Below are 21,945 nucleotides of genomic sequence, written 5' to 3'. Positions count from 1 at the left end.
ACGGATTCTTATTTATCCTTAGTTAATAAATAAGTCTTTCCTCGGTATCGTCCACCGACCTTCACGGTTTGGAGTTTCACCGATATAGCCAAGTTTTACACTTTACATTACTATAAAGAGGAGGCACTTATATTTACCTCGATAGCTGATACCTTCCTGCCAAAGTAACACCCATATTTTGACGTTGCTGGTCGCTGAGGGAAGACCAACGAGAAGCAAGTTCTGATAAAATATCACTTACAGGCTTTACATTCCCAGACATATCATTAAGTGAAATATTGACTGATTCTAATGCGCCTCTGGCATCATCCATTGTCGTGATTCTAGAAATTATGGTCTTTAATCCATTACCAATAATTGCGCCCGATTCACGGGTAGTGCTTCCAATCGCTGCTATATACCCGACAAGTTCCTGAAGATCAACACCGAATGTTTTGCTTGTCGATGCTGCTTTCCGAATGCCATCAGATAAATCTTTTGTCGAAATAGCGAAATTATTGTCAACTTCGTTGAGCATATCAGAAATTTTGACGGACTCAGAGGCAGCAATATTATAGTTCAACATTGCCGACGTTAATGTATTAACGGCATCAGTAGCATTCAAATCAGAAATGTTCTGTAAAACTTGAGCAGTCTTGGTGATATCCATTAATTCATTTTCCTGGAATCCCATTCTTCCAAATTCACCAACCATTTTTAAAACATCGGTCAATTTGGAAGACAATTCATCACTTGCAATAACTGCTTCGTCCAGTATGTTGGCTAATTCGAATTCTGGAATATCCATTACACGGTTAATATCAGTCATTAATGTATCAATTTCAATTAGCCGTGACACCATACTTTCCATAGCCTGAAGTGGAGCAAAGAAGGCAGTGGAGGTTAGCATCCATATAGGAAATTTCGTGAATGCCTGTTGAAATGCATTTCCTAAATTTATTGCTCCCTGACTTGCGTTTTGCGCTTGACTGGATATTTCTCTAAAATCTAACGACAACTGTCTCATTTTTTGTTGTAAGTTTGGCGTAGAGGCATTTAACGCATTTATATTATTTAAATAATTTCTAAGAGATGTTTGTTGTTCATCACTAAGTACTTTGTTTCTGTTATTTTTTAAATTATTTGCTTGTAGTTCAGCTTGTCTTTTGTATATTTCTAATTGGTTTCGCAGTGTTTGTGTTCGCTGAACAATCTGCCTATTTATTGCTTGTTCTTGTTGTAATTGTCTTTCTCTAATAGCAGCAGTATTATCGTTAGTGGATCGTCCTGTTAGAGCAAATCCATTGATGCCCTTCATTCCTTTTAAACTGGCTAATTCAAATTTAAGTTTCTCAACTTCGCCATTAGCTCTGGTTACGGTTAATTGGAATTTTTCCAACTCTTTGGTCATTGGATTGAAATTTTGTGAAATTTTTACTGAGCCTAATTTACTGTATTTTTCTACTGCTCTATCTAATGATGTGTAAATCTCTTTTGCAGCGGAAACATCCTTGTTAGAAACCATATTGGTTTTAGAGCTTCGTTGTAATGCATTCTGTAACTTGCTTAATTCCTTAACCTGGTTTTGGTCAAGTTGAACTTTTAACTTTAATTTATGTATTTTGTTTTCAATGCTTTTTAATTGTGTATTAATTTCCGAAACAGTGGCGTTTGAGTTTAAAGTACCTGTAATCCTTATCCTCAAATCATTCCCAGCCATTCAATCACTCCTTTCTAATAAAAAGAAGCGTCAAATGACTGACACTTCTTTAGACTGAATTATTCTGTTTTTGCTTAGATTGTTTTTCTGATTTTATTAGTGTATATATCCATAAGATGATAAAGAGGAATGGTACAAAGAGGAATGCTCTATTCCAGAAAAAGAAAATGAAAATAAATGAAACCATAAAACATCCCAAAAGAAATCCTGTCCGAATATCTTCGTCCATATCAATTAGTCTTTGCACTGGAATCACCCCGAAAAGTGTTAATGATTCCATTATATGCAAATTATCAGAAAAATAAAAGGGAGTATAGATTCAAAACTCAAGTCGAAGCCCAAATTTATTTTAGGCTTCCAATTCAGTGAATCCAAATAAAAGAGGGATTGTATAGTTACTCTTCTACCTTTTTCTTTTGCTTCCTAAGTTGAGCAATCTTTTCACGTATTTCCGATTTACTTTGTGGTTTGATGTACGCAGATCGGGTAGTTTCAACTGATTTGTGATTTCCAAGTGAGGCAGCTAAAGCCAAATCACCAGTTGACCTGTAAACGTCATTCAATTTAGTTTTACGAATACAGTGAGCATGGAAATCTTCTAATCCTAAAATCTCACCGATTTTCTTAACACGTTCTTGAATTGTTGATTTAGTCATAGGGCGATATACACCTTGATACCTAGTAATGAACAGGGAATCAACTTTAAGATTATCCATTTCTTTTCTTTGTTCCAACCACTGTTCGATTAATTCCTTTGTATCTTCCTCATATACAACTTCAACTCTATATCCACGTTTCTCCCTGATATCCTCAAACAGCATGTTATCTAAGTCGAGGGAAGAGAGGGTGAGGTTAGAAATAGCACCCACACGATTTGCTGAGTCCAGCATGATTCCCCAGATTAATCTATCCTGGATATCATACTTCTTAGATTCTTCTTTAAGAGCCTCGGTAATGAGGTTCATTTGGTCTTCATCAAGGTAGTATGAGTTAATGATTTTTTCTTCATTCGCACCTTTCATACGGTCAAGTTGTTTATCGAATGGGTGTCTGTCAATATATTTTCTTTTAAGACTCCAAAGATAAAAACTTGATACTGTGGAGAGTTTGGTATTTATTGCTTTCTTGTTATTCTTGAGGACATCTTGGCAAAAACTTATATAGCCCTCCATAATATCAACAGCATTTTCCATAAAGTCTTCACAGTATAGATCAATGTTATTCCAGTTCTCAGCAAGGTAAACCAAGAAGTGGCTCATATAGTTTTGATAAACCTTGTATGTAGTGTCTTTTACATCTCGGTTCTTAATTATATTAGAGTTTAAATATTTGTCGTATTTCTTCTGATTTTCGGGGTTAATCAATGCTTTCTTCTCATCAGTGAAGTACTTAACTCTTGTAATTTTACTTTTAGCCATTCATCTTCACCTCCTTACTCCACGTCAAATCCAACTGATTTTAGGTCTTTTCTGAGTGCGTTGGTCAATCTATTGCTCCCAGCCAACTCCTTACGTGTATTCTCAATAAAAGGTCTTGGTGTATTAGAATATTCAAATTCATAGTCATAGTTTCGACCATGCTCAATTGTGTCAGCAATATTCTTACCATCTTCATTCCGATCATTATAAACAGCAATACCATCGGCAGTTTCTTCAGTTTTCCAGTCTTCTTTTAATTGCCCAGTGCGAGAGTAAACCCGTGGTGAGAAGACATCATAAACATCAGTCTGCACATGCCTTTTTCCAGTTTCAATCACTTCGTTTTTGACCGAATTACCTTTAACCATTGCTTCTTTAGCCATACTGTTAACATACTTTTCTAATTCTTTAAGATTATTAAACTCAGGCATCTATATATCAACTCACTTAATTAACGACTTCATCTTCTTTCAATAAGCCTACAATTTCCTCAACACTCATATCCTGGCTTTTCATTACTAAATCAAAGTTTTCTTTAAACTTTGCAAATGAATCAGTAAATTTCTTTATACTTTCTTGTGGAAAACTTTCAATAATTGTTCCGAAATATTGAGAATCTACTAGATAGGCAAATGCTTGAACTTTCTTTTTGATTTCACTTGGAATCCCCAAGTCAGTAAATTTGTAGATGATATTGTACAGAACCCAATCAGCCATGTGAATTTCATTAAAGTTAATGCCAGCGTCTTCAGCTCTAATCTTATCAGTGACCATTTCCTTAATTAATTCCGCAATTTTAGTGGGGGAGAAGTGAGGGTAAATAAATACGTGGTAATCATCGGAAAGTTCAATTTTTTTCTTTTGGGAAAACACCTTGTTTTCATTTTTAATATCATTTAAAGTAAGTTTTTTTGACATTTTAATTTCCTCCTTTTTTATCCTTCAATACTAAAGAAGAGTAGGGGAGTTAACCCTACTCTATTAGATTATTTAATTTTAAGCACGATCCACTTCAATGATACGTCCAATTTCCCTACTATTTGGGGGAGTCAAAGCATCAAATGTAATTTCTGGTGCAATTGCAGTACCATTTTCAAATGACATTTCAAAGTCAGCAGAAGGAACGGCATTATCAAGTTGGATGTAAATATCCTTAACAACTTGGTTAGTGGCAGGATCGTAGCCGATTGTGTGGTACTCAATTTCATAAGCCTCAGAAAACTTATCGGCATCAAAAGTAACTACATTACCAGTGACCGACTTCTTGTAAGTTACGCTCACTTTGTCATTAGCTACTGCGTGACCAGTCGGGACTGTAACTTTTCCAGTTGCAGCAGTAGCAGAAACAGTCACACCGTCTTTATTTCTAACATAAACAGTCGTAACGGTAGTGTCAGTAATGGTAACTTCCAAAGCTCCAGCATTATCAGTTACAGTTAGATCATCATCACGCTTGTAAACAGAAGCAGTGCCATCTTCATCAATAGCGACACCTTGAGTCATGCTCAACAGTTCTAAGTCAAAGAAAGCATTCCTAAGAGTTGAAGTAATCTCTTTCTGTCCACGCATAATAGCAAGTGGTTTATTACCAATTCCACCAAATATCTTTTCGTTTATGCCCAATGACTGTGCAAGAGAAGTTAACTGAGTTTCAGCACTAATAAATACGTGACCATCAGATTTACGCCTAATTACCGCATCTGCCGTGTCAGAAATCAAAAGTTTAGTCATTAATTATATCCTCCTTAAAAATTGACAAAATAAAAAAACGGGTAGATATCTACCCGTTGAACACACTTCCAGTTTTCTTCTTAAATTCTTGCTCGCTGATAAAGTGTTTTTCATCCTCAAACAAGTTAATATGCTTACTCCAACTCTCAATCTTAATCTTCTCACTGGAGACAGTGGCGAATAGAGTGGAGGTATCATAATTTTTAATTTGAGCTATCCGGTAATATGTCATATATAGTTGATATACAGTAAATTCGTTAATATCCTGATACGACAATCCGTTGAACCCAACTACACTAGAAACAAGATCGGAGAACTCCAATCCTTCACTATCTTGTTGCTTTAATCTTCGGCTTCTTTCAATAGCCCTCTGTATTTCTGGGTTAGGATTAATTTTTTCTTCCTTGATGAAATTCATTGTCATAACTAGATTGCGATAATATGAGAAGTTTTCGGGTGTAATCTTTTCCACAATATCCCCATCATCGAACACCTTAGATAGTACGCTAAAATAAGCTTGGCTTACTTCGGGTATATTAACGACAATCTGATATAAATCAACAATCTTCAGTTCTTCAATAAACTCTTCAACAAGAGGATCTTTTTGCCGTTTATTCATTTCAGCATATTTATTTATAAAATGCTGTTTGGATAATCCAATAATCTGCAAGTCCATAAAGTAATCGGGATACTCTTTTACTTTGAGAAAATGACATACACCAATTTCAGTCTGAATAGGTAAGCCAAGTATGTAAAACTCCTTAATGTCCATCATGACTTTGTACTTCCAAACTCATAGACATGTCGATAACCTACATATGCAGAAGGTGCGTTAATTCCTCCACCATTTACATAATCAATCTTACCCAGACCAGTAACATGCTCCAAAACAAGTAATTCGTTAACTCTGTCACTAATTCGCATGGAGCGAAGGTCTTTTTCAAAATCATTATGACAGAGAATATCAACAATAACTTCCTGTTTGGCAACATGATAATTCCTTGAGGGTGAACGCCTTCCTGCATACAAATAAATGCGACAGAGAGGGGAAGTTGCTAAGTCTTCGGATTTAGGAACGAGCATTATTCGTTTATCTCGGATTGTCCAATCAATATCAATAGCAAGAACATTAGCAAGGGAAGGATCAAGGGGGTCTTTAATGCCTTTAGCAATATCTTTTGGTGGGTAATAGAGTAGCCTGAGCAATATATCATCAAAACGGAACACTTTAACAATGTCTCTTAGATTATCGTACATTCCCATTAACTACTCACCACTCTTTCAGCATTAAGTAGTATAATCCCTTTATCTCCAATCACCTTAGTCATATCAATATCAAGAATCTTGTATGTATTACCATACAAAATAAACTCACTATTAACTTTTAAACTGTCAGAGACTTGATACTTTAATGTGACATTAATTCGACCTTCTGGAAGGGGAAGTTGCTCATTATCCTTACCAGTCGATACTTTATTCTCCACAATACAAGGTTCAGGAATAGTTTCTCCACCAGTCTCCACATACTGAGGTCTTCCATCGTCATCTAGCACCGGATTCCCATTCTCATCTCTCAATAAATCTCTTGTTTTATTAGAAACGATAGGGAGGGAGGAGTTGCAAAGTTTTAAAGATGCAGTAGGGTATATTTCGTTAATTCCTTCTCCAAGAAAGTCCATAGTGAGATAATGCGAATTTTTTATTTTTACCACCGAGCCGACATATATCTGCGTATCAGGTTTCAGTAAAATCTTCTTATCTTCACTTTTCTTTTCCTGGGTAACAATCACTTCATATTCAACAGCATCAATTAAGACTGTTTCAGAAAACAAAGAGTTACTAAAGTTATTTTTTATTGTTTGTTTGCTAGAATTTACAATTCCGTCAGTGGCATTATTTCCACTTGCTTGTAGTCTTTGTCTATAAACATTTAAATAACTCATTTTTCACTCTCCTTTCTGAAGTTTCTCAATTAAACTAATCATTTTAAAAATTTCACTACGAATAAACTCAAAATGCTTTTCCCGAATCAACATCTCATCTAATAAAGACTCTAAACTACAAAGCAAAGATAGGTAGTTGAAGGAATTTTTAACCCCAACCACACAGTACTGAAGACCATACAGTTCAAAAAGAAGGGAGTCTATGTAATGATATAAACCTTCATTTTTTTCTTCTAAAAGGGGGAGGGTTTTAAAAACACGGCTTTTTGAGACTTCTAAGTAATTACTAAATAATGCACTGTCTCTAGGTATCTCGTACATCATAAAAACCCATCCAACTTACTTGTATTAAAGGTGTACAAAATCATTAGATTGTTTGCTTCTTTTTGAAATTGATCCCTTAGTTCACGAAGTTCCTTAATATGGTTTGCTTGTGAGTATAATTTGTAGTCTTTTGAACTCAACGTTTGCTTCAATAAATCGTCTGTAATTAACTTGGGTGTTAAATATTCAACACACATTAAGTTAGATAAAATTTCTTGTTCTTCTTCTGTTAGGTCTTTATTAAATTGTTTTAGTGTTTCATCTCGATCACTCAGTTTATCGCAATACCGAAATTTAATTATTGATGACTTTAAAAACGTCTCAAAATGTTCCTCAACTTCAGTATCCGACAAGTTAACAAAAGTATAATCAGTTATCTTTGGAGCAAATCTTGAGTAAATGTCTTCATAAGAGGTTGCCATTTTAGCACCTCCTTACTAATCCATCAGAGAAATCAAATCTAATTGCAACTCTTGTTCAAGCAGTCTGACTAACTGAATGTTATATAAGTCGCCAGATTGGATAGCCTTACGTGCTTGATCCCCAATTAAGTCTTTCATCCCTCTTGGCAACTTAGGCAGAATTTCCTTCGCTTTATTGACATCCAAAGCGAAAAACTCATCTACTTCATTAAGTGGAATTATATTTTTATAGACTTCTTTTAGTCCAAGTTGATTAACCACTTCTTCATCTTCAACGAAAATCCAAGGCTCATTTAAGAACTTAGGCTGAGAAGATTTCATTGTGAGAAGTTCAGCGAATTCAAGGTATTCGACATCACCATAATTTGACCAAACTGTTTGGAGTCCCGACTTCCTTGAAATATAAGTAAGCCTTCCACTGGTAACATTAAAGCAAGCAATTAAAGCATCTCGCTCGATTTGTTTCTTCTTCTGTGGTTTACTTTTTTCCTGCTCAACTTTAACAGTTTGCTCGTCTACTACTTTCTCTTCCACTATATTTTCATCAACTGAACTATTAGGTTTACGACCTCTTGCCATTAATAACATCTCCTTGTTCTCAAAGTAAAATAGAAGGGAGGAAAACCCTCCCTAATTGATATATAATTAATTGATATTATGAAAACTGATACATACCATATAAAACATTGAAAACTGCTGCTACACCGTATTGAGAAATGAAATTGTATTCCATTGACATATCACGGTTAGTTGTACCATCAGAAACTTCCTTAATCAAAGGCATACCTTCTTTAACAACCTTGATTGGTTTTGCGTTAGAAGGAAGAACCATGAAACGGTCATTAGCAATTTGGAAGTTAAAAGTATTGGCTACATGATTTTGTGGAATAGGAAGCAACTTATATCCGTTCCAGTATTCAAGTACTCCACTCTTGTTTAACTGATCTTTCATACCTTCACTCATTAGAGCAGTAGTACCATTAAGTTTAGAAAGTGCAGTGCGAGTTCCAGCGATAATAATCTCTGATCCTTGGTTTGCAGCTTGAACATGCTCTGCAAGTTCAATAAGGTTAGCATCAGAATATGTACCAGTTTCTTTAAATTCAGCAGGTAGATAAGTCATAGTGTTCATGAACTCAGTGTAAACACGAGAGTTAAGTTGGTTAGCGAACGCTTGACCTACTTTATTAATGAAAGCATCCCAGTCAATGCGACCAGCCAAGAAACGTTTGAAATCAGTGTAGATAGCAGCAGCAAATGCTTCTGTTTGAACAGTGAAGCTATCGCCAATGTTCAATTTCTGCCTGCGGATATCCCAATGGTTTCCAGCATGGCGAGCAACAACCAGCATAGAACGATCTTCTACATAGAACTCATTGGTGTCACCAAGGTTCAGGTCACGATATTCAACGAATTGATCAAAGAATGCATTTGCAACCATTCCGTCAGTAATTGTTTGTTCTAAAACTTCTTCAATAATTTCAAAAATTTCAACCTTGTGCCTACGGAATTGACGAGCATCTGGCTTGTCAGTACCCATGATGTCAACAAATGCCTTACGGATTACATCGTTAGCTTTTACTTCTGAATAGTCAGTTACACGCTTTTTGTATAGGTCTACGCCTAACTTTACAAGATCTTGTTTCATTATTTTATAGCCCTCCTATGGATTATTAGATTAATTAGTTTTTCTCAACACGAATTACTACCATTTCAACTACTCCACCAATTAGACCAGGTGCGCCAGTAGCAGTAGCCACGCCAATATTTTCAACGGCTTCAATACGTCCTACAAATCTTTCAGTAGTTACAGATGCTGCTTCTTTCAACTTGTGAGAAGCAGTTTGAAGAACAACTTTATTACCTACTACAACACTGGAAGCAAGAGCATCTACAATGTCTTTAGAAACAGAGAATACATCTCCTTCTTTTAGTTCATACGCACGGAATACTTTTCCTGCTTTGATATCAAAGTTTTTAAGGTTTCCTTGTGATTGACGAGTTTGATCATAAATAATTTCGTCATGAGCAACAAGTACTGCTTTATCATTAGCAAGTGTAGCAGCTTTTTCAAAAGCACGAACTTCACGCTCGTTAGCCAAAAGATTACCTACTTTACCAACAAAACCATTTTGTACAACCTCTGCAGATTGTAGTGAATAAATGTGACCGCCACCGTAGATAGCAGCCAAAGAATCTAAACGAACTACTCCAGCCATTATTGAATTCCTCCATTATAATTAATATTTGTGTTATAAAATAAAAAAAGACTTATCCCTTTTGAGACAGCCTTAGTTATTCACCATATTTTTCAAACAGTCCACCATAAGCTTTTGGTTCATCATCTTCATGGTCAACTTCAATTTTGATAGATTTTTGTTTTTCCTTTTTCACTTGCTTTGCAAAACTAGCTTTCTTCTTACCAACTAGAGTAAATAATTTTTCTTCAATTTGTTCTAATGTAAATTCAGAAGCCAGTTCTTTTACTTCCTTCATTTCATCTTCAGTTAATTCAGCAGAGAAACTCTCAAACAACTCTTGTTCTTTTTCAGAACGTTCAACAGAAAGTTTTTCTTCTTTAAACTGACGAAGAGATACAACTTCCTTTTCAAGTTTAGTGAATTTTTCTTGAATATCAGTAACAGCAGATTCTTTTTCGGTTGAAAATGACTTTTCTAGTTCCTTTTCTTTAACATTTAAGTCATATTCAACTTTATCTTTTGAAGTTAGATTGAATTGTAATTCTCCTTCACCCTCAAAAGGTTCATAGGCAATTTTCATACGTTTTTTGGATTCAAAGTCAATAGAAATTGCATCGCCATTGGTAGAATAAGATAAACCGACTAGTCGATAATTATCTTTTGTATCTTCGGCAATCACCATATCTTCTGTATGGTCAACATACCAGTAACTTCTTGATTTATAACCCCACTCATCTTCTGTGTAATCTTTATACAGTTCAGCACGAATTTCATCTCTAAGTTGACTAGCAACTAAAGCGAAATCAGTGTTTTCAGAAGAAGTCAACTCATTTAATTTGACTTCTAATTCTTCAACAGAGTAATCTTCAATGTTAATTTCTTTTGTCTTCAAATCTTCTTCAGTCAAAGAATATTTCTTCAAGAGTTCTAATTTTTCATTCACGCTTTCATTACCTCCTTTTTCAGTCAAGTTGAAAACATGTTTAAACTGCTCCATCTTTTGCTGAATCTCGTTAAACATATTGTCATAAGAAAATTGTGCTTCAATTGACGCTGAACGCATTGCTGGTAAAACATCTTTACCTAATGCACAAGCTCCAAAGAATGAGAACTTGGTGAAATGGAAGAGGTTATCTTCGCCCCATTCACCTTCATAGTCATCATGTAATTCCATTGATTGAGATTTAATTGCATCACGATTAAATATATCAATTGGATCATCAAACTTCGTCCAAATTAGCCCATCTACCGTCAGGAATTCTCTCTCAATACCGTCATCACAAACACGCTTCTCAAATTGAGCATTATTTTCTTCAGGAATAACTCCTATTGCTTGACCGATATATTTTATTTTGAACTGTCCATCTTCTTTAACTAATACCATCCTATGATCTGAAAAATCTTTTTCGTCTTCTGAATTATCTTCGATGTATGCAAGGATAGGGGTGTTTGCAAGGGTAGGGATGGCTTCTTCGACAATTGTTTTGTCAAAATAACTCCCATTTAGGTTTTCACCCATATGCATGAGCCAAATTTTCACCTTAAGGAAACGAGTATCTTCAGATTCATTTTCGTATGTATTTAATTTCTGAAAGAGAACAGGTACAAACTTATCAATCTTTTTATCCACCATTTCACCTCCTTTCAGAGAAGTGATTGATAACTACTCTCTTATATTTCCATCATTGTCTCTTGTTTTCTCACCAGATTCAGAGATTTCGCCATCACTCTTTTTAGGAGCACCTGTACTATCTTTACCAGAAGTCGTATGAGATGAACTGAGGGGAATTAGTTTCTCAGGCAAGTTCATGACTTCATTTTCCAAGAATGTCATATTCATAAATGTGCTAGGTGTATATCCCCATGTAGCAGCTAGAGCAGACTTTACAGGCATACCATATTGAGCAGATTTTAATAGACCATCTCGAACTTCTCCAACATTAAATCTTGTAGTCTCCAGGAATTTAACTCTGAATTTATATTTACCATTTATTTGTTTCAATTTACGATTAAGCCAGCGTTCTAATTGTTGTAAACACATGAAGACTATTTGCTCATCGGTAACAACTGATTTATTAAGTCCTGTACCAGTTGCCTTATCACTGTTAAAGAGAGTTTGACTAACTCCGGCAGCATTATAATAGTCTCGCTCAGATTTTGCAACAGTGTCAACATCAGTATTTTTTCTTTCGAGTTTAATTGCTTCAATTGCCATTGGACTTGTAACCAATCCTACTTCTTCTGGTAAGGATTGTGTTGCCTTATTGTGAAAAGCAATTGCTGTATCCAAATCGATTAAGAACTTATTGGGTTCTTCAGTTTTATCAGCAACAGGGATTTTTTGAGTAAGAATCATGTAGTTATCTATTTTAGTCTTAACCCGTCTCATTCTCTTATTTTCATCAATATCAAAAACAGATTCAAATACTGTGCTGAAAGGAGGGAGGGGGTAGTCTAATTCCTCATTCACTTTAAAGCAAATAGTGTTCTGAGAATCTAACTCTTGCCATCTTTTCTTTGATCTATCATTTTTATATATTTCATATTTATCCTGGAATTCTTTGGGGTATTTTTTAGCATCTTCGTCTGACTTAAAGTAGGAAAAGTCAAACTCAAAATTATAAACTCCATCCTCAATTGATGATATTCTGCAAAAGTCAGGAGTTAGTTTTTGGATAAAATATGAATCATCTGTCATATATTCATATCCATAAAATACATCGTCTTTAAAACCATGTTTCAATATTTTAGTGAACTCATGAGGTAGATTCATTGTCTCTAATACTCTTAATGTTTTTTGATATTGTCTTTTGAAAGTATCTATGTTAACTTTCTCAATATCCAAATCATAAGGTTCTACAATATAATCAAATCTCAACATACCAGCAAAGTATTGAATCAATCTCTTGTAATGAGGGGAGACGTGATACAAATACTGACTTAATTGGCGAAGTTGAGTGATATATTTTTTGGGATTTTCCAGAAATCCAATAATTTGTTCTTTTGTATATTTAATTGTAAGTGATGATTTACTGGTATCTGAGTTAATATCGTTAAATATGAGTTTCGATAGTTGAGCAAATGATACAGGCACAAGGTTGGGCTGAGTTTCCTGTTCAGACATGGGACACCTCCTTTTATTTATAGTATTTAATTATTAATCTTTATATCACTTTTGGTTGTTTGAACATAAAAAGTTTATTAACATCGTATTTTTGAGTTTCTTTTTCAAATTTATCAAGAAACTCTTTTATATACCAAAGTCCCATCGCCGTTGCTGAATAACGGTCTTTATTGATGCGTTTTGTGACTTGTTCAACGGTGTACTTCCCATTTTGATTCATTTTTAACTTTAAATTCGCCACTTCTTCAAGAAGTAAATCTGTTTGTATATGAGGAAGAATCATATTATTAAAGTTCTCTTTGTCACTTGCGTCATAATCACTATTTGATTTCTTATCTAATAATAGAAATTTCTTACTTTCAATTGCATCTATAAAACTAACAATAATGTCACTATTGATACCTTGAGCAGTTAACGCATATAGTACTTTTTTAGCACCCACTTCTTCAGGCTCATCATCAGTGTTTATAGTATCCCAACATCCTAAATCTTGACCCGTAATGGGATCAGTTGTTGATTTCAAAGCTTCATCTTTAATTGCGCTACCTATACCATTACAGTCAACTACTACAATTTCAGCCTCGTACAAGTTAGCAATTCGTTTTAATTCAACTGTTTGTGCAGAAAAGTTTAAACCGTTAGGGAGGTTTATTAAATTAACTAATTTTATAGAAGTTACATTTCCTTTTCTACCTTTTTTATACTTCAACACTGCAATTGAGGATTGGTTATTTGCATCACTAGAACTTCTTGCTACGTCCATACTCACAAGATATTTATAATTTTTATCAGGTTTTAAGTCTGGTCTAGGGATTGTTCTTAATTCCATTACTTTGTTAATGTCAACTAAGGCATTATCGGTGACTCCGACCCATCTGCTGCAATAGTTCATCGCAAAGAAGGTAGGGGAAAGTTTACTTTTCTTGTCCAGAATTTGTGACTTAGTTTCACCACGACCAAAGGTACATGCAAGTTGCCAATCCGATCCCAGTACTATTTTTCCTTTAAGTTCCGCCATGTCGTCAAGCATTTGTATATTTCGCTCAAACTCATCTGATCCCCTGAACCAACTGGTAGTCATAAAATTGATTTGTCCATTTAATTCTTCAGGATCAATTAGTGCTTGCTTGCCAATTGTTCTTCTAGGTACGTTAACTATTGGTTCTAATACATCCTCAAACAGTGCATTGTTCAACAAGGCACTTTCTTCGCAATTTAACCTTTTCCTACGAGCCCCTTTTGATGATTGAGCATTTGCCATAACGTCAATACGTCCACCAGAAGTAAATACAATTTCAACACTGTCTTTAGAAATCTGCGGCTTACCCATAATCTCATTTTGAATTAATGGGTAGAACTTTATTACCTCACGAAATTTTTCATCAACTAATTTTGCTGCGTTTTCACGAGTTTGCGCAGTCAGTGTAATTTCTATATCTGGAAAAAATAATGCGGAATGAACCATCCCCATGAATTCCAGAAGTGTCTTCCCATATCCCCTGGGGAAAACCATGTAATTAGAGATAAACCTTGCAATAGCCCTTAAATAAACCCTTTGATCTAAATCTAATCGAATACCGCCTGTTTCTGGAGTAATCAAATCCCAAAATAAATCAGGATTCCATCTAGCCCATGAAACAAAATCGATGTATTTGTCTAAATTCTTTGTAAAACTATCTAATTCTTTTTCACCCTGTGCGTTTACAGTTGGATTTAAATCTGGATTTCTAGTATCGTGCCTATTTTTAGTTATTTTTTGATTATCCGATTGAAAGTTGGAAAATGAAGCCATTAGACTTCACTCTCCAAATCTACAAAACGCTCTTCGTATTCTTTTTTACGAGATTCATAGAATCCATATATGTCTTGATACTCAGCCAGAGGCAATCCTTTTAAATCTCTGACATAATTAATATAGCACCATAATGTAAAATCAACTTTATCTTGTGGTCTTTCCTTGAATTGAGGAAGGATGGGAATTATATCTATTGCTTGCTCAACTGTTCGTACTAATTGACCGAATGTATCTAGACCATCAGACAAATCAGATTTGCTTAATTGTGATGGATTAATTTTAGCGTCTTGCGCTGCTTTCTGTGCTAATGCTCCCCAATCTTTCGCATCCTTAACTTCACCTTTTGCAGTAGCAATTTCTTCTTTTACTCGATACCGAATATAGGTTAATAGTGCCTCTGTGTGCATTGCTGTTTTTTCTTGGTAGTTGTTCTTAAGCATTTGGTATTTGTTCTCAAATGCTTTGTATTCTTCTTGAGAATAACCGTAGCCCCATTTATTAATAATTTCATCCGATATTTTAAAAGTGTTATATTTTATAGTTGGGATTTCATCTTCATGAGTATTATTCCTAGTTTGAGATTCAGTACTAGAAGAATCTTTCCAAGTTAAATCTCTATATTGCCTCATGCCCAAATTTTTCATATACAAGCCGAAAGAATCTTTATTAGTTTGTTGTGCTTCATCGGAAGATGTTTCCCATAAAAATTGAATGTACGGACGATCAATCATCCTAAGAGTATTTTTTACCGATTCAATGTCGCTAACATCAACTTGCTCACGGATACATATTTTACAAAATGGAATTTTTCCGTTATGCAATGGACTAGAAGAAACGTAAAAATCAGCGTCTCTTTTTTGTTTTTCACACTTAATACAAGTTCTCGTTGCCGTCTTAGACAATTTTTACACCACCCTTCTATAGAATTAAAAAACCTCTTATTCAACGCTCACTCAACCAAGAGGGGAGGGGGAGAGTGAACGCTGTGTAAGGGGTTCTCATAAAATCAGCATTTTAAATTACTTCGTGCACTAGTCCGTAATCTAATGCTTCATTAACACCAAAGAACCAGTCTTTCTTACCTTTTTTAACTAAGTTTAGTTTATTTTGTTTTATGTTAGTTCTCTCAACAATCAAATCATCATACATCTTTGCCAACCTGCGATTTTCTTTAGTGATTTCTTCAATTTCAGTATTCTTACCCCATGCCATTGTTGAAATTTCATGATACATGAAATTGGAGAAACGTCCTGCGAATCGCTTATGGCATGATGCATAAATGGCGAAGCCCATTGACATTACATAGCCATCACAGTATCCATGTACAGGAGTTTTACTCGACAAAATTGCTGAAATCAACCCGAAGCCATCATAAACACTTCCACCAACGGAATTTATGTGTAATTCAATTGGTTTTCTTTCTTCAATCGGTTTGCCTTCATCTTCTTTGTTAAATTTTTTAATCTGCATTGCCACTAAATCAAATACTTCACTGTCAATTTCCTGATTTAACACAATGCGTCTATCCTTTAAGCTATCAAGGTAGATTTTCTCTAATACTCCAAAGCCCTTTGACTCATCACATTCAAAACACAATTTCTTTTTCATATGTAAAACCTCCAAATTCATAATGTTAATTTAGAGGCATCGGATGAATATATTTATCATCATACCTTTATATGTATAATTAATTTTTATTAAATATAATAAATAGCATCCAAACTACTAGGAGAATACTCAAATAACTGAAAACGCTTATGAGCACCAACGAACCCATTGTCATCATGCCAGTCGTCAGTTTTACCCTTAGTTGATAATGTTCTTACCAACACACCAAATTTATCTTTTGCAGTCTCAGTATGTATGTGTCCTGTATGAATTTCTACCACTTCAGCAACCGCCATTTGTTTACCAAAATCAGATAAGAAATTCTCATGTAAACGGGAAGAACCTTTATGACCATGTGAATAACCAATAAATACATCATTCCAAACAAATGATTTTCTCACCTTTTTGGATGTGTCAAATTTTATATCGGGGAATTTTATTTCTAGACACTTTACCAAACTCCAACTCATTGAATCATCATGATTCGCAATAGAGTAAGAACATTCAACACTGTTTGAATTGTTTTGAGCAGCATTGATTAAATCACAGTAGAAAGTAAATGCATCATCCCATGCTTTATCCATATCAACTTTTTCAATGAGTGTGCCACTAGATGTTTTACCGTCAAACCCATTATTATGTAGTAAATCTTGACCGATTATGAAGAAAATTTTATCCCATTTTTTACTGTGAATTTTTGATAGAGTCTTATCTCGAACAGGTATGTATGATTCATAGGTATTAACTCCAAAATGCAAATCAAACAATGGTACTTCTAATAATCCAATTCCTTCGGTTACTTTTTCAATAATATGCACAGGAATAATTTCTTGCTTTGCTTTCTCTAGGAACTTATCAACGTCAAAACCTGATACTTTTGGTTTAACTGTAATCTTACTAGAATAAAGAGATTGAACACCATCTTGTTTACTATAAACATTCCAGATGTTGTTCTTGGCATTTACTAGTTCCCATGATTCTTTATTGAACCCATGTGCTTCAAGTATATAATTAATATCTTTGCTCTGTTCGGCATTCATTCTTATAAGTTTATCTGACTTATGTGATCCGTCTGATAATATTTCAGTTGTTTCTTTATATGTAATTTCTTCCTCAGAATTAAGTTGTTCGATTTCTTCATTTTCCAGTAATAGCTTCCAACCTGCAGCATATTTACGAAGTGATTCACCGGAATGTTGGAAGTCAAACATTTCCTTAATATCCAACCAATCTGTCTTGTGTAATCCATTTAATTTATCAACAGACAATCTAACTAGATGGCGAAATTTAGTTTCTCCTTGTAATCTATCAAAGTTGTATTCTGTCATAGATTATTCCTCATCCTTGACTGGAAGTTCATTCTCTTCTTTAATGGTGATTGACACTTGCTTTCCATCAAACTCACGTAAGATTGCCAAAAAGTCATATGTGAATTCTGCTTCTTTTGTTTGTTCAGTCACTTCCATAGTATCTAATTCAAAAGCACCTTTTAAATTTACCTGGTTTACCTTTTTACTTGCCATCCTAAATTCCTCCTTTTTCTCCTTAAACAAAAATAACCCTACTTTATGTAGGGCTTAATCCTCAATTAACTCAGCCAGTTGTGCTGTATCGCTGCGTTCAGTCTTATCTAAAGTGACCTGACCGAAAAGTTTGTTTCCTTTCAGCACTGACAAAGCTCTAATTCCGCTATTTCTTCTATATACCTCTTTGTCAGTTTGCATCAAATCTCCATTTAGCCATAACTGTGATTCTTTACCCACACGTCCAATGAGTAGTTTAATATGCTTATTTGTGTTATTTTGGCATTCAGTCACGTAAATAATTGAACGTTTAATATCTCTACCACGTAAACTCCCAAGATGCTGAATTTCAATTTTTCCTTGTAGTATAAGCATCTTTAAACCTTCAACACCACCAACATGGTCTGCTAATGGCATTGCAAATTCAATAAGTTTTTCTATTTTGTCTCCAGGGAGAATACCCAGCGTTGGGACATCTTCAAGTTCAACATTGTTTCTTGCCCAAATTAATTTATCCATTTTCCCTTGTTCAATTAAATCAAGAGCATGATTAATCATTACAAAGTCTTTGCCGACACCATACTTACCAAAGCAAGCCTTGATTGATATGTCTTTATTTTGTAAAAGATCAAAGAGCATTTCTTGTTTCTTATTGATTGGTTTTACTTTTTCACCCATAAACTTAGAGAAGATTGGCTTGAATCTCAATTTGATTATTTTTTCACCATCAAATTTGAAACAATCGATAAAACTATATCCGTTTAGCGCACCGTCTTCATTATAGGTAGGAGAATCTTTATCCCATATGTATAGATATTGATTTTTTACTAAATCGAATCTATTGTTGTAAGGATCTTGGTATATATCGGCTAATAATTCCTGGTCTGCTTTTTGTTTAGTTATGTATAAATCAAAAACACCACTATATTCAGTTTCTATGGTTCTTACAGTTTCTAAAACTTCAATATTTAATCCTTCAGCCTTGAATTTTAATAAAAGGTCATTAGTGATAATTCCGTAACCATTATCCAAACAAGCTTGCAGAATCTTATTGTCGGTATATTGCTGATCTGCTTCTGTATCAAAACGTACCTGATAATCATTAAAATCAAATTTTACTTTATCTTTATTTTCCTCTATGTATCTTGTAGCTCGCCTTGCTTTATATGCTAGTTCTTTGTTAAAACTAATTTTATGTTTTTCTAATTCACGTATTACGTGACTAAGTATTACTGTATGATATTCAATTAAAGCTTCTGGTGTCTCCAAGATAGCATTTGTGTCAACTAGATAAAGTTTGTCCATAAATTAGCCCCTTGTTTTCAGATTTGATATAGTAGGGTAGGGGAGAGGTGAGGGGATTGATTACCTACCCTTGTTAATTTATTTATGTTTAATTATTTTATAATAAAAAACTGTATTGATACTTGAGGTGGGAGAGAGATAATCGCCATTTTACTTGTACTTTAGCTTTTTCTTCCTTTGTACAATATTATCTAAAAATGCTTTGAAACGTTGATATCTAGGCATTTTCAGATACTCTGTGGCAATCTTACAGATGCAATATATTGATTTTTCAACGTTTCTTTATTGTCCAATTGTCCACGTTTTCTTGCCCTGTATTCTTTTTCTTTTTCCTTTTTATACTCTTTCCTATGTTCTAGAAAGCAGGATTCACAGTATTTGCTTTGGTTGTTTATTATTTGAATTCTTCTCCCACAACTTTCACACTGCTTAGTTCCTTTTAAATTATCTCTAAGATTTCTAAGAAGAATATCTCCGTAAGTCCACCAAAGAGTGTCTTTGAACTTACTTTTCTTTCTTCCGTAAAGATGCTCTACAAGAATATCAACGATTCTTTCTTCATCATTGAGGACTTGAGACAATTCTTCTCGTATTGACTTAAAGACATGGAATTTTTTGTTCGTTTTATTTTTGGAATCATTAGACTGCATCATCCATCGCTTCTTTCTGTCTAATTCCTCATACTTAATGATTACATCTTTATCTATTCGTTCAACAGGATTACACATTAGCATTCTGTAATCAAATAAACCAGCAACTCCTTCAAAGTTGATACGTTTATTTTGTATTATCTTCCTCAGTCTGTTTACTGTAGAATCGTTAATTGGTTCTACTTGATGCTTTTCCTTGTCCTTTGCTTCAATAAAGAAATTCGGAACTTTACTTTTTATGTATCCTTTAATTTTCTCGTCAACCCAATCTGGTCGAATTGGCATATAGAGTGACTTAGCATAATCAATAATATAATTATTCTCAGCAGTGAGCCATTTGACAACTCGAAGATCAATATTGTTACTATTGAACACTTTTGTAATGTTGTTGCTTACTTCTCCTATGTTTGCTTTAAAAGCCAGAAGGAGATTTTCATAAAAAACACTGTTTGTTATTTGTCCTGCACTTGCCGAACTCATTTCATAATAGAGAGGAAGTATGCCTTCCATATTTCTTTCAGCAACTGATACGAATAACTCATCCTGGACACACAAAGCTTTGTCTCCGTCATTATCAAATTGTAAAATTCTAGAAATCGGATCAAATATGCTCGTATAAATTCCATTTGTTATGAACCATTTGTTTCTTTCATCATTAAAATTATTTGTTCGAATAGAGTGCTCTTTATACAAATGCGGACTTCTAAGAATGTCCAGTTTACCTTCTTCAAAAACTCTGCAATAAACTTCACCGTTTCCAAGTAATCCGGTAGGATTCTCCTTATTCATTAATAACCTTTCGCAAAAGGCATATAAATCTGGCACTAGATATACGTATCTGCCATTCATTTTCAACTTGCCAGCAATCGCATCACGAACCATTGATTTCTTTTTATCCTTAATAATCTTCTTGGAATGGTCATCATTCAGTAGCTCAGGATAAATAAGAAGTGCTTCCTGGTAATAATTTTTTCTTTTGTTTGTTCTGGTTGCGCCCAGTATCCGAAGCATTGTGGCTTTGTCTGATCCAATACTGCAAATGTCATTATTGGTTGCTGTAGCTAACTGCTCTAATTCTGTATCTGAAATAGATGTTAAAGTCTGCAACATCTGATAATTAAGGGTTGCTTCAACTCCTATATCTTCTTCATTCAATTTCACAGCCTGACATTTATTAACCTTAAAGCGATTTTTATAATCTTGCCAGTCCTCATAGTATTTTTTCATCTTGAATTGCGAAGCAGTAAAGATAATATGTATATTATCATCAACAATGTCCCATTCTTTACCGTAAATATCTGTGACTTTTGTATTACCGTGTTGTTTTGCAAATTCATCAAAAGCGAACGGAACTAAAAGTCCTTTTACATACGGCAACCTAACCATAAAAGCCTTTTTAGACTTTTTGGGGAGAATCATTCCGCAACCGTCAGTATGCTCAATCGGAACACTCATTTGTTTTGGTGTTATTTCGTAGGTATCTCTGTTTATGTAATCAAACATTGCAGTAACCTTTGTTTCAAGATCAGGAACAACTATAGTTCGATCAATATCAAAATCAGTCCATTGTGTAGAAGCTGAAGCAGTGAGTGCTTTGTATGCGAGAAGTTTATTTGCATTACTTCCACCTTTAGTATTGATTTCGTCTATTGACAGTCCACAAGTCAAGGCTCCCTCATGTTCTTTCCACAAAGATTCTTTAATCCAAACACCTTTCTTAGTCCTAATTTGACCTGCACTGGAAGAGAAGTATATGTATTTTTCACCTTTGTAATAATACCCATGTTCAATTAATTCTTTTAGGATTTGGTAATAATAAACCCTTACAACCATCAAACTGGTTGAGATTTTATCAGTCTTCATACCAATTGTTCTTGTCAGAGCAGAATCGAACATTCCAATAATCTTATTTTCTTTCAAGGAATCTTCTCTAAGTGTTCTTATACCGTTATGCTCATTAAGCAAATTGATTAATTCAGACTTTAATTTATTAATACGCTCAGTTGATTTTTTTACAGCTCCAACAAGTTTGGCTTTCCGTAGTTGATCATCTCCAAGCTTCTTTAATTTATCTTTAAGTGAGTTTCTTACTTTATATAACTTCAACAGTTTAATATGTATTTTATTTTCTTCTTCTGTATAAAAAGCACTGGTGTCCAAGCTGTATATGTAAACCTGTTTTTCAAGTCCCTTCACGTATAT

General features: G+C 34.4%; 22 protein-coding genes. All 22 read right to left on the bottom strand.

The features are described from left to right. Window positions 1-133: 133 nt before the first annotated feature. The 22 genes from CVD19_RS00900 to CVD19_RS00795 all read right to left on the bottom strand — a co-directional run bounded on the left by CVD19_RS00900 (window position 134) and on the right by CVD19_RS00795 (window position 21,939). On the bottom strand, window positions 134-1,699 hold the full coding sequence (locus tag CVD19_RS00900) for a phage tail tape measure protein (protein ID WP_101579989.1): 1,566 nt from the start codon (window positions 1,697-1,699) through the stop codon (window positions 134-136). Window positions 1,700-2,094: 395 nt separating this feature from the next. Beyond that, window positions 2,095-3,117 carry a tyrosine-type recombinase/integrase gene (locus CVD19_RS00895; RefSeq protein WP_101579988.1) on the bottom strand — a complete coding sequence of 341 codons (1,023 nt, stop codon included), beginning with the start codon at window positions 3,115-3,117 and terminating at the stop codon, window positions 2,095-2,097. Window positions 3,118-3,131: 14 nt separating this feature from the next. After that, window positions 3,132-3,548: a hypothetical protein gene (locus tag CVD19_RS00890; protein WP_101579987.1), complete on the bottom strand. Its 417-nt coding sequence runs from the start codon at window positions 3,546-3,548 to the stop codon at window positions 3,132-3,134. A gap of 16 nt (window positions 3,549-3,564) precedes the next feature. Further along, window positions 3,565-4,035 (bottom strand): hypothetical protein, encoded by a 471-nt coding sequence (locus tag CVD19_RS00885; protein WP_101579986.1) that lies wholly within the window; start codon window positions 4,033-4,035, stop codon window positions 3,565-3,567. A gap of 78 nt (window positions 4,036-4,113) precedes the next feature. Further along, window positions 4,114-4,848, bottom strand: a complete 735-nt coding sequence (locus CVD19_RS00880; protein ID WP_101579985.1) for a hypothetical protein — start codon at window positions 4,846-4,848, stop codon at window positions 4,114-4,116. A gap of 49 nt (window positions 4,849-4,897) precedes the next feature. Beyond that, window positions 4,898-5,623, bottom strand: a complete 726-nt coding sequence (locus CVD19_RS00875; protein ID WP_101579984.1) for a hypothetical protein — start codon at window positions 5,621-5,623, stop codon at window positions 4,898-4,900. Next, window positions 5,620-6,111, bottom strand: a complete 492-nt coding sequence (locus tag CVD19_RS00870) for a hypothetical protein (RefSeq protein ID WP_101579983.1) — start codon at window positions 6,109-6,111, stop codon at window positions 5,620-5,622. Before CVD19_RS00870 ends, CVD19_RS00875 begins: the two co-directional genes overlap by 4 nt. Continuing rightward, window positions 6,111-6,791 (bottom strand): hypothetical protein, encoded by a 681-nt coding sequence (locus CVD19_RS00865; RefSeq protein WP_101579982.1) that lies wholly within the window; start codon window positions 6,789-6,791, stop codon window positions 6,111-6,113. The genes CVD19_RS00870 and CVD19_RS00865 overlap by 1 nt, the downstream gene beginning before the upstream one ends. Before the next feature lie 3 nt (window positions 6,792-6,794). Further along, on the bottom strand, window positions 6,795-7,115 hold the full coding sequence (locus CVD19_RS00860; RefSeq protein WP_101579981.1) for a hypothetical protein: 321 nt from the start codon (window positions 7,113-7,115) through the stop codon (window positions 6,795-6,797). Continuing rightward, entirely contained in the window at window positions 7,112-7,537 is a 426-nt protein-coding gene (locus CVD19_RS00855; protein ID WP_257984988.1) for a hypothetical protein, read from the bottom strand. The genes CVD19_RS00860 and CVD19_RS00855 overlap by 4 nt, the downstream gene beginning before the upstream one ends. Window positions 7,538-7,552: 15 nt before the next feature. Continuing rightward, window positions 7,553-8,116: a hypothetical protein gene (locus tag CVD19_RS00850; protein WP_101579980.1), complete on the bottom strand. Its 564-nt coding sequence runs from the start codon at window positions 8,114-8,116 to the stop codon at window positions 7,553-7,555. Window positions 8,117-8,192: 76 nt separating this feature from the next. After that, window positions 8,193-9,185, bottom strand: a complete 993-nt coding sequence (locus CVD19_RS00845) for a hypothetical protein (protein WP_101579979.1) — start codon at window positions 9,183-9,185, stop codon at window positions 8,193-8,195. A 34-nt stretch (window positions 9,186-9,219) separates the two neighbouring features. After that, window positions 9,220-9,756: a hypothetical protein gene (locus CVD19_RS24440; RefSeq protein ID WP_180953460.1), complete on the bottom strand. Its 537-nt coding sequence runs from the start codon at window positions 9,754-9,756 to the stop codon at window positions 9,220-9,222. A gap of 76 nt (window positions 9,757-9,832) precedes the next feature. Next, entirely contained in the window at window positions 9,833-11,368 is a 1,536-nt protein-coding gene (locus CVD19_RS00835) for a hypothetical protein (RefSeq protein ID WP_257984987.1), read from the bottom strand. A gap of 33 nt (window positions 11,369-11,401) precedes the next feature. Beyond that, a complete protein-coding gene (locus CVD19_RS00830) occupies window positions 11,402-12,862 on the bottom strand; it encodes a hypothetical protein (RefSeq protein WP_101579977.1) in 1,461 nt (486 codons plus the stop codon). Window positions 12,863-12,902: 40 nt separating this feature from the next. Further along, complete coding sequence (locus CVD19_RS00825; protein WP_101579976.1) at window positions 12,903-14,654, bottom strand: hypothetical protein; 1,752 nt, start codon at window positions 14,652-14,654, stop codon at window positions 12,903-12,905. Further along, complete coding sequence (locus CVD19_RS00820) at window positions 14,654-15,559, bottom strand: hypothetical protein (RefSeq protein ID WP_101579975.1); 906 nt, start codon at window positions 15,557-15,559, stop codon at window positions 14,654-14,656. Before CVD19_RS00820 ends, CVD19_RS00825 begins: the two co-directional genes overlap by 1 nt. Window positions 15,560-15,671: 112 nt before the next feature. Next, window positions 15,672-16,265, bottom strand: coding sequence for a ClpP family protease (locus CVD19_RS00815; protein ID WP_180953459.1), 594 nt, complete (start codon window positions 16,263-16,265; stop codon window positions 15,672-15,674). A gap of 89 nt (window positions 16,266-16,354) precedes the next feature. Continuing rightward, the gene (locus CVD19_RS00810; protein ID WP_101579973.1) at window positions 16,355-17,593 is read right to left on the bottom strand and encodes a hypothetical protein; all 1,239 of its coding nucleotides are present in this window, start codon (window positions 17,591-17,593) and stop codon (window positions 16,355-16,357) included. A 3-nt stretch (window positions 17,594-17,596) separates the two neighbouring features. Further along, complete coding sequence (locus tag CVD19_RS00805) at window positions 17,597-17,788, bottom strand: YonK family protein (protein ID WP_101579972.1); 192 nt, start codon at window positions 17,786-17,788, stop codon at window positions 17,597-17,599. A 54-nt stretch (window positions 17,789-17,842) separates the two neighbouring features. Next, window positions 17,843-19,093 carry a PhoH family protein gene (locus CVD19_RS00800; RefSeq protein WP_101579971.1) on the bottom strand — a complete coding sequence of 417 codons (1,251 nt, stop codon included), beginning with the start codon at window positions 19,091-19,093 and terminating at the stop codon, window positions 17,843-17,845. Window positions 19,094-19,320: 227 nt separating this feature from the next. Then, window positions 19,321-21,939: a hypothetical protein gene (locus tag CVD19_RS00795; protein WP_257984986.1), complete on the bottom strand. Its 2,619-nt coding sequence runs from the start codon at window positions 21,937-21,939 to the stop codon at window positions 19,321-19,323. Between the last annotated feature and the right edge of the window lie 6 nt (window positions 21,940-21,945).

This window comes from Bacillus sp. T33-2 (assembly GCF_002860205.1).
Taxonomy (GTDB): domain Bacteria; phylum Bacillota; class Bacilli; order Bacillales; family Cytobacillaceae; genus T33-2.
This window is presented reverse-complemented; position numbering and strand designations above follow the sequence as displayed.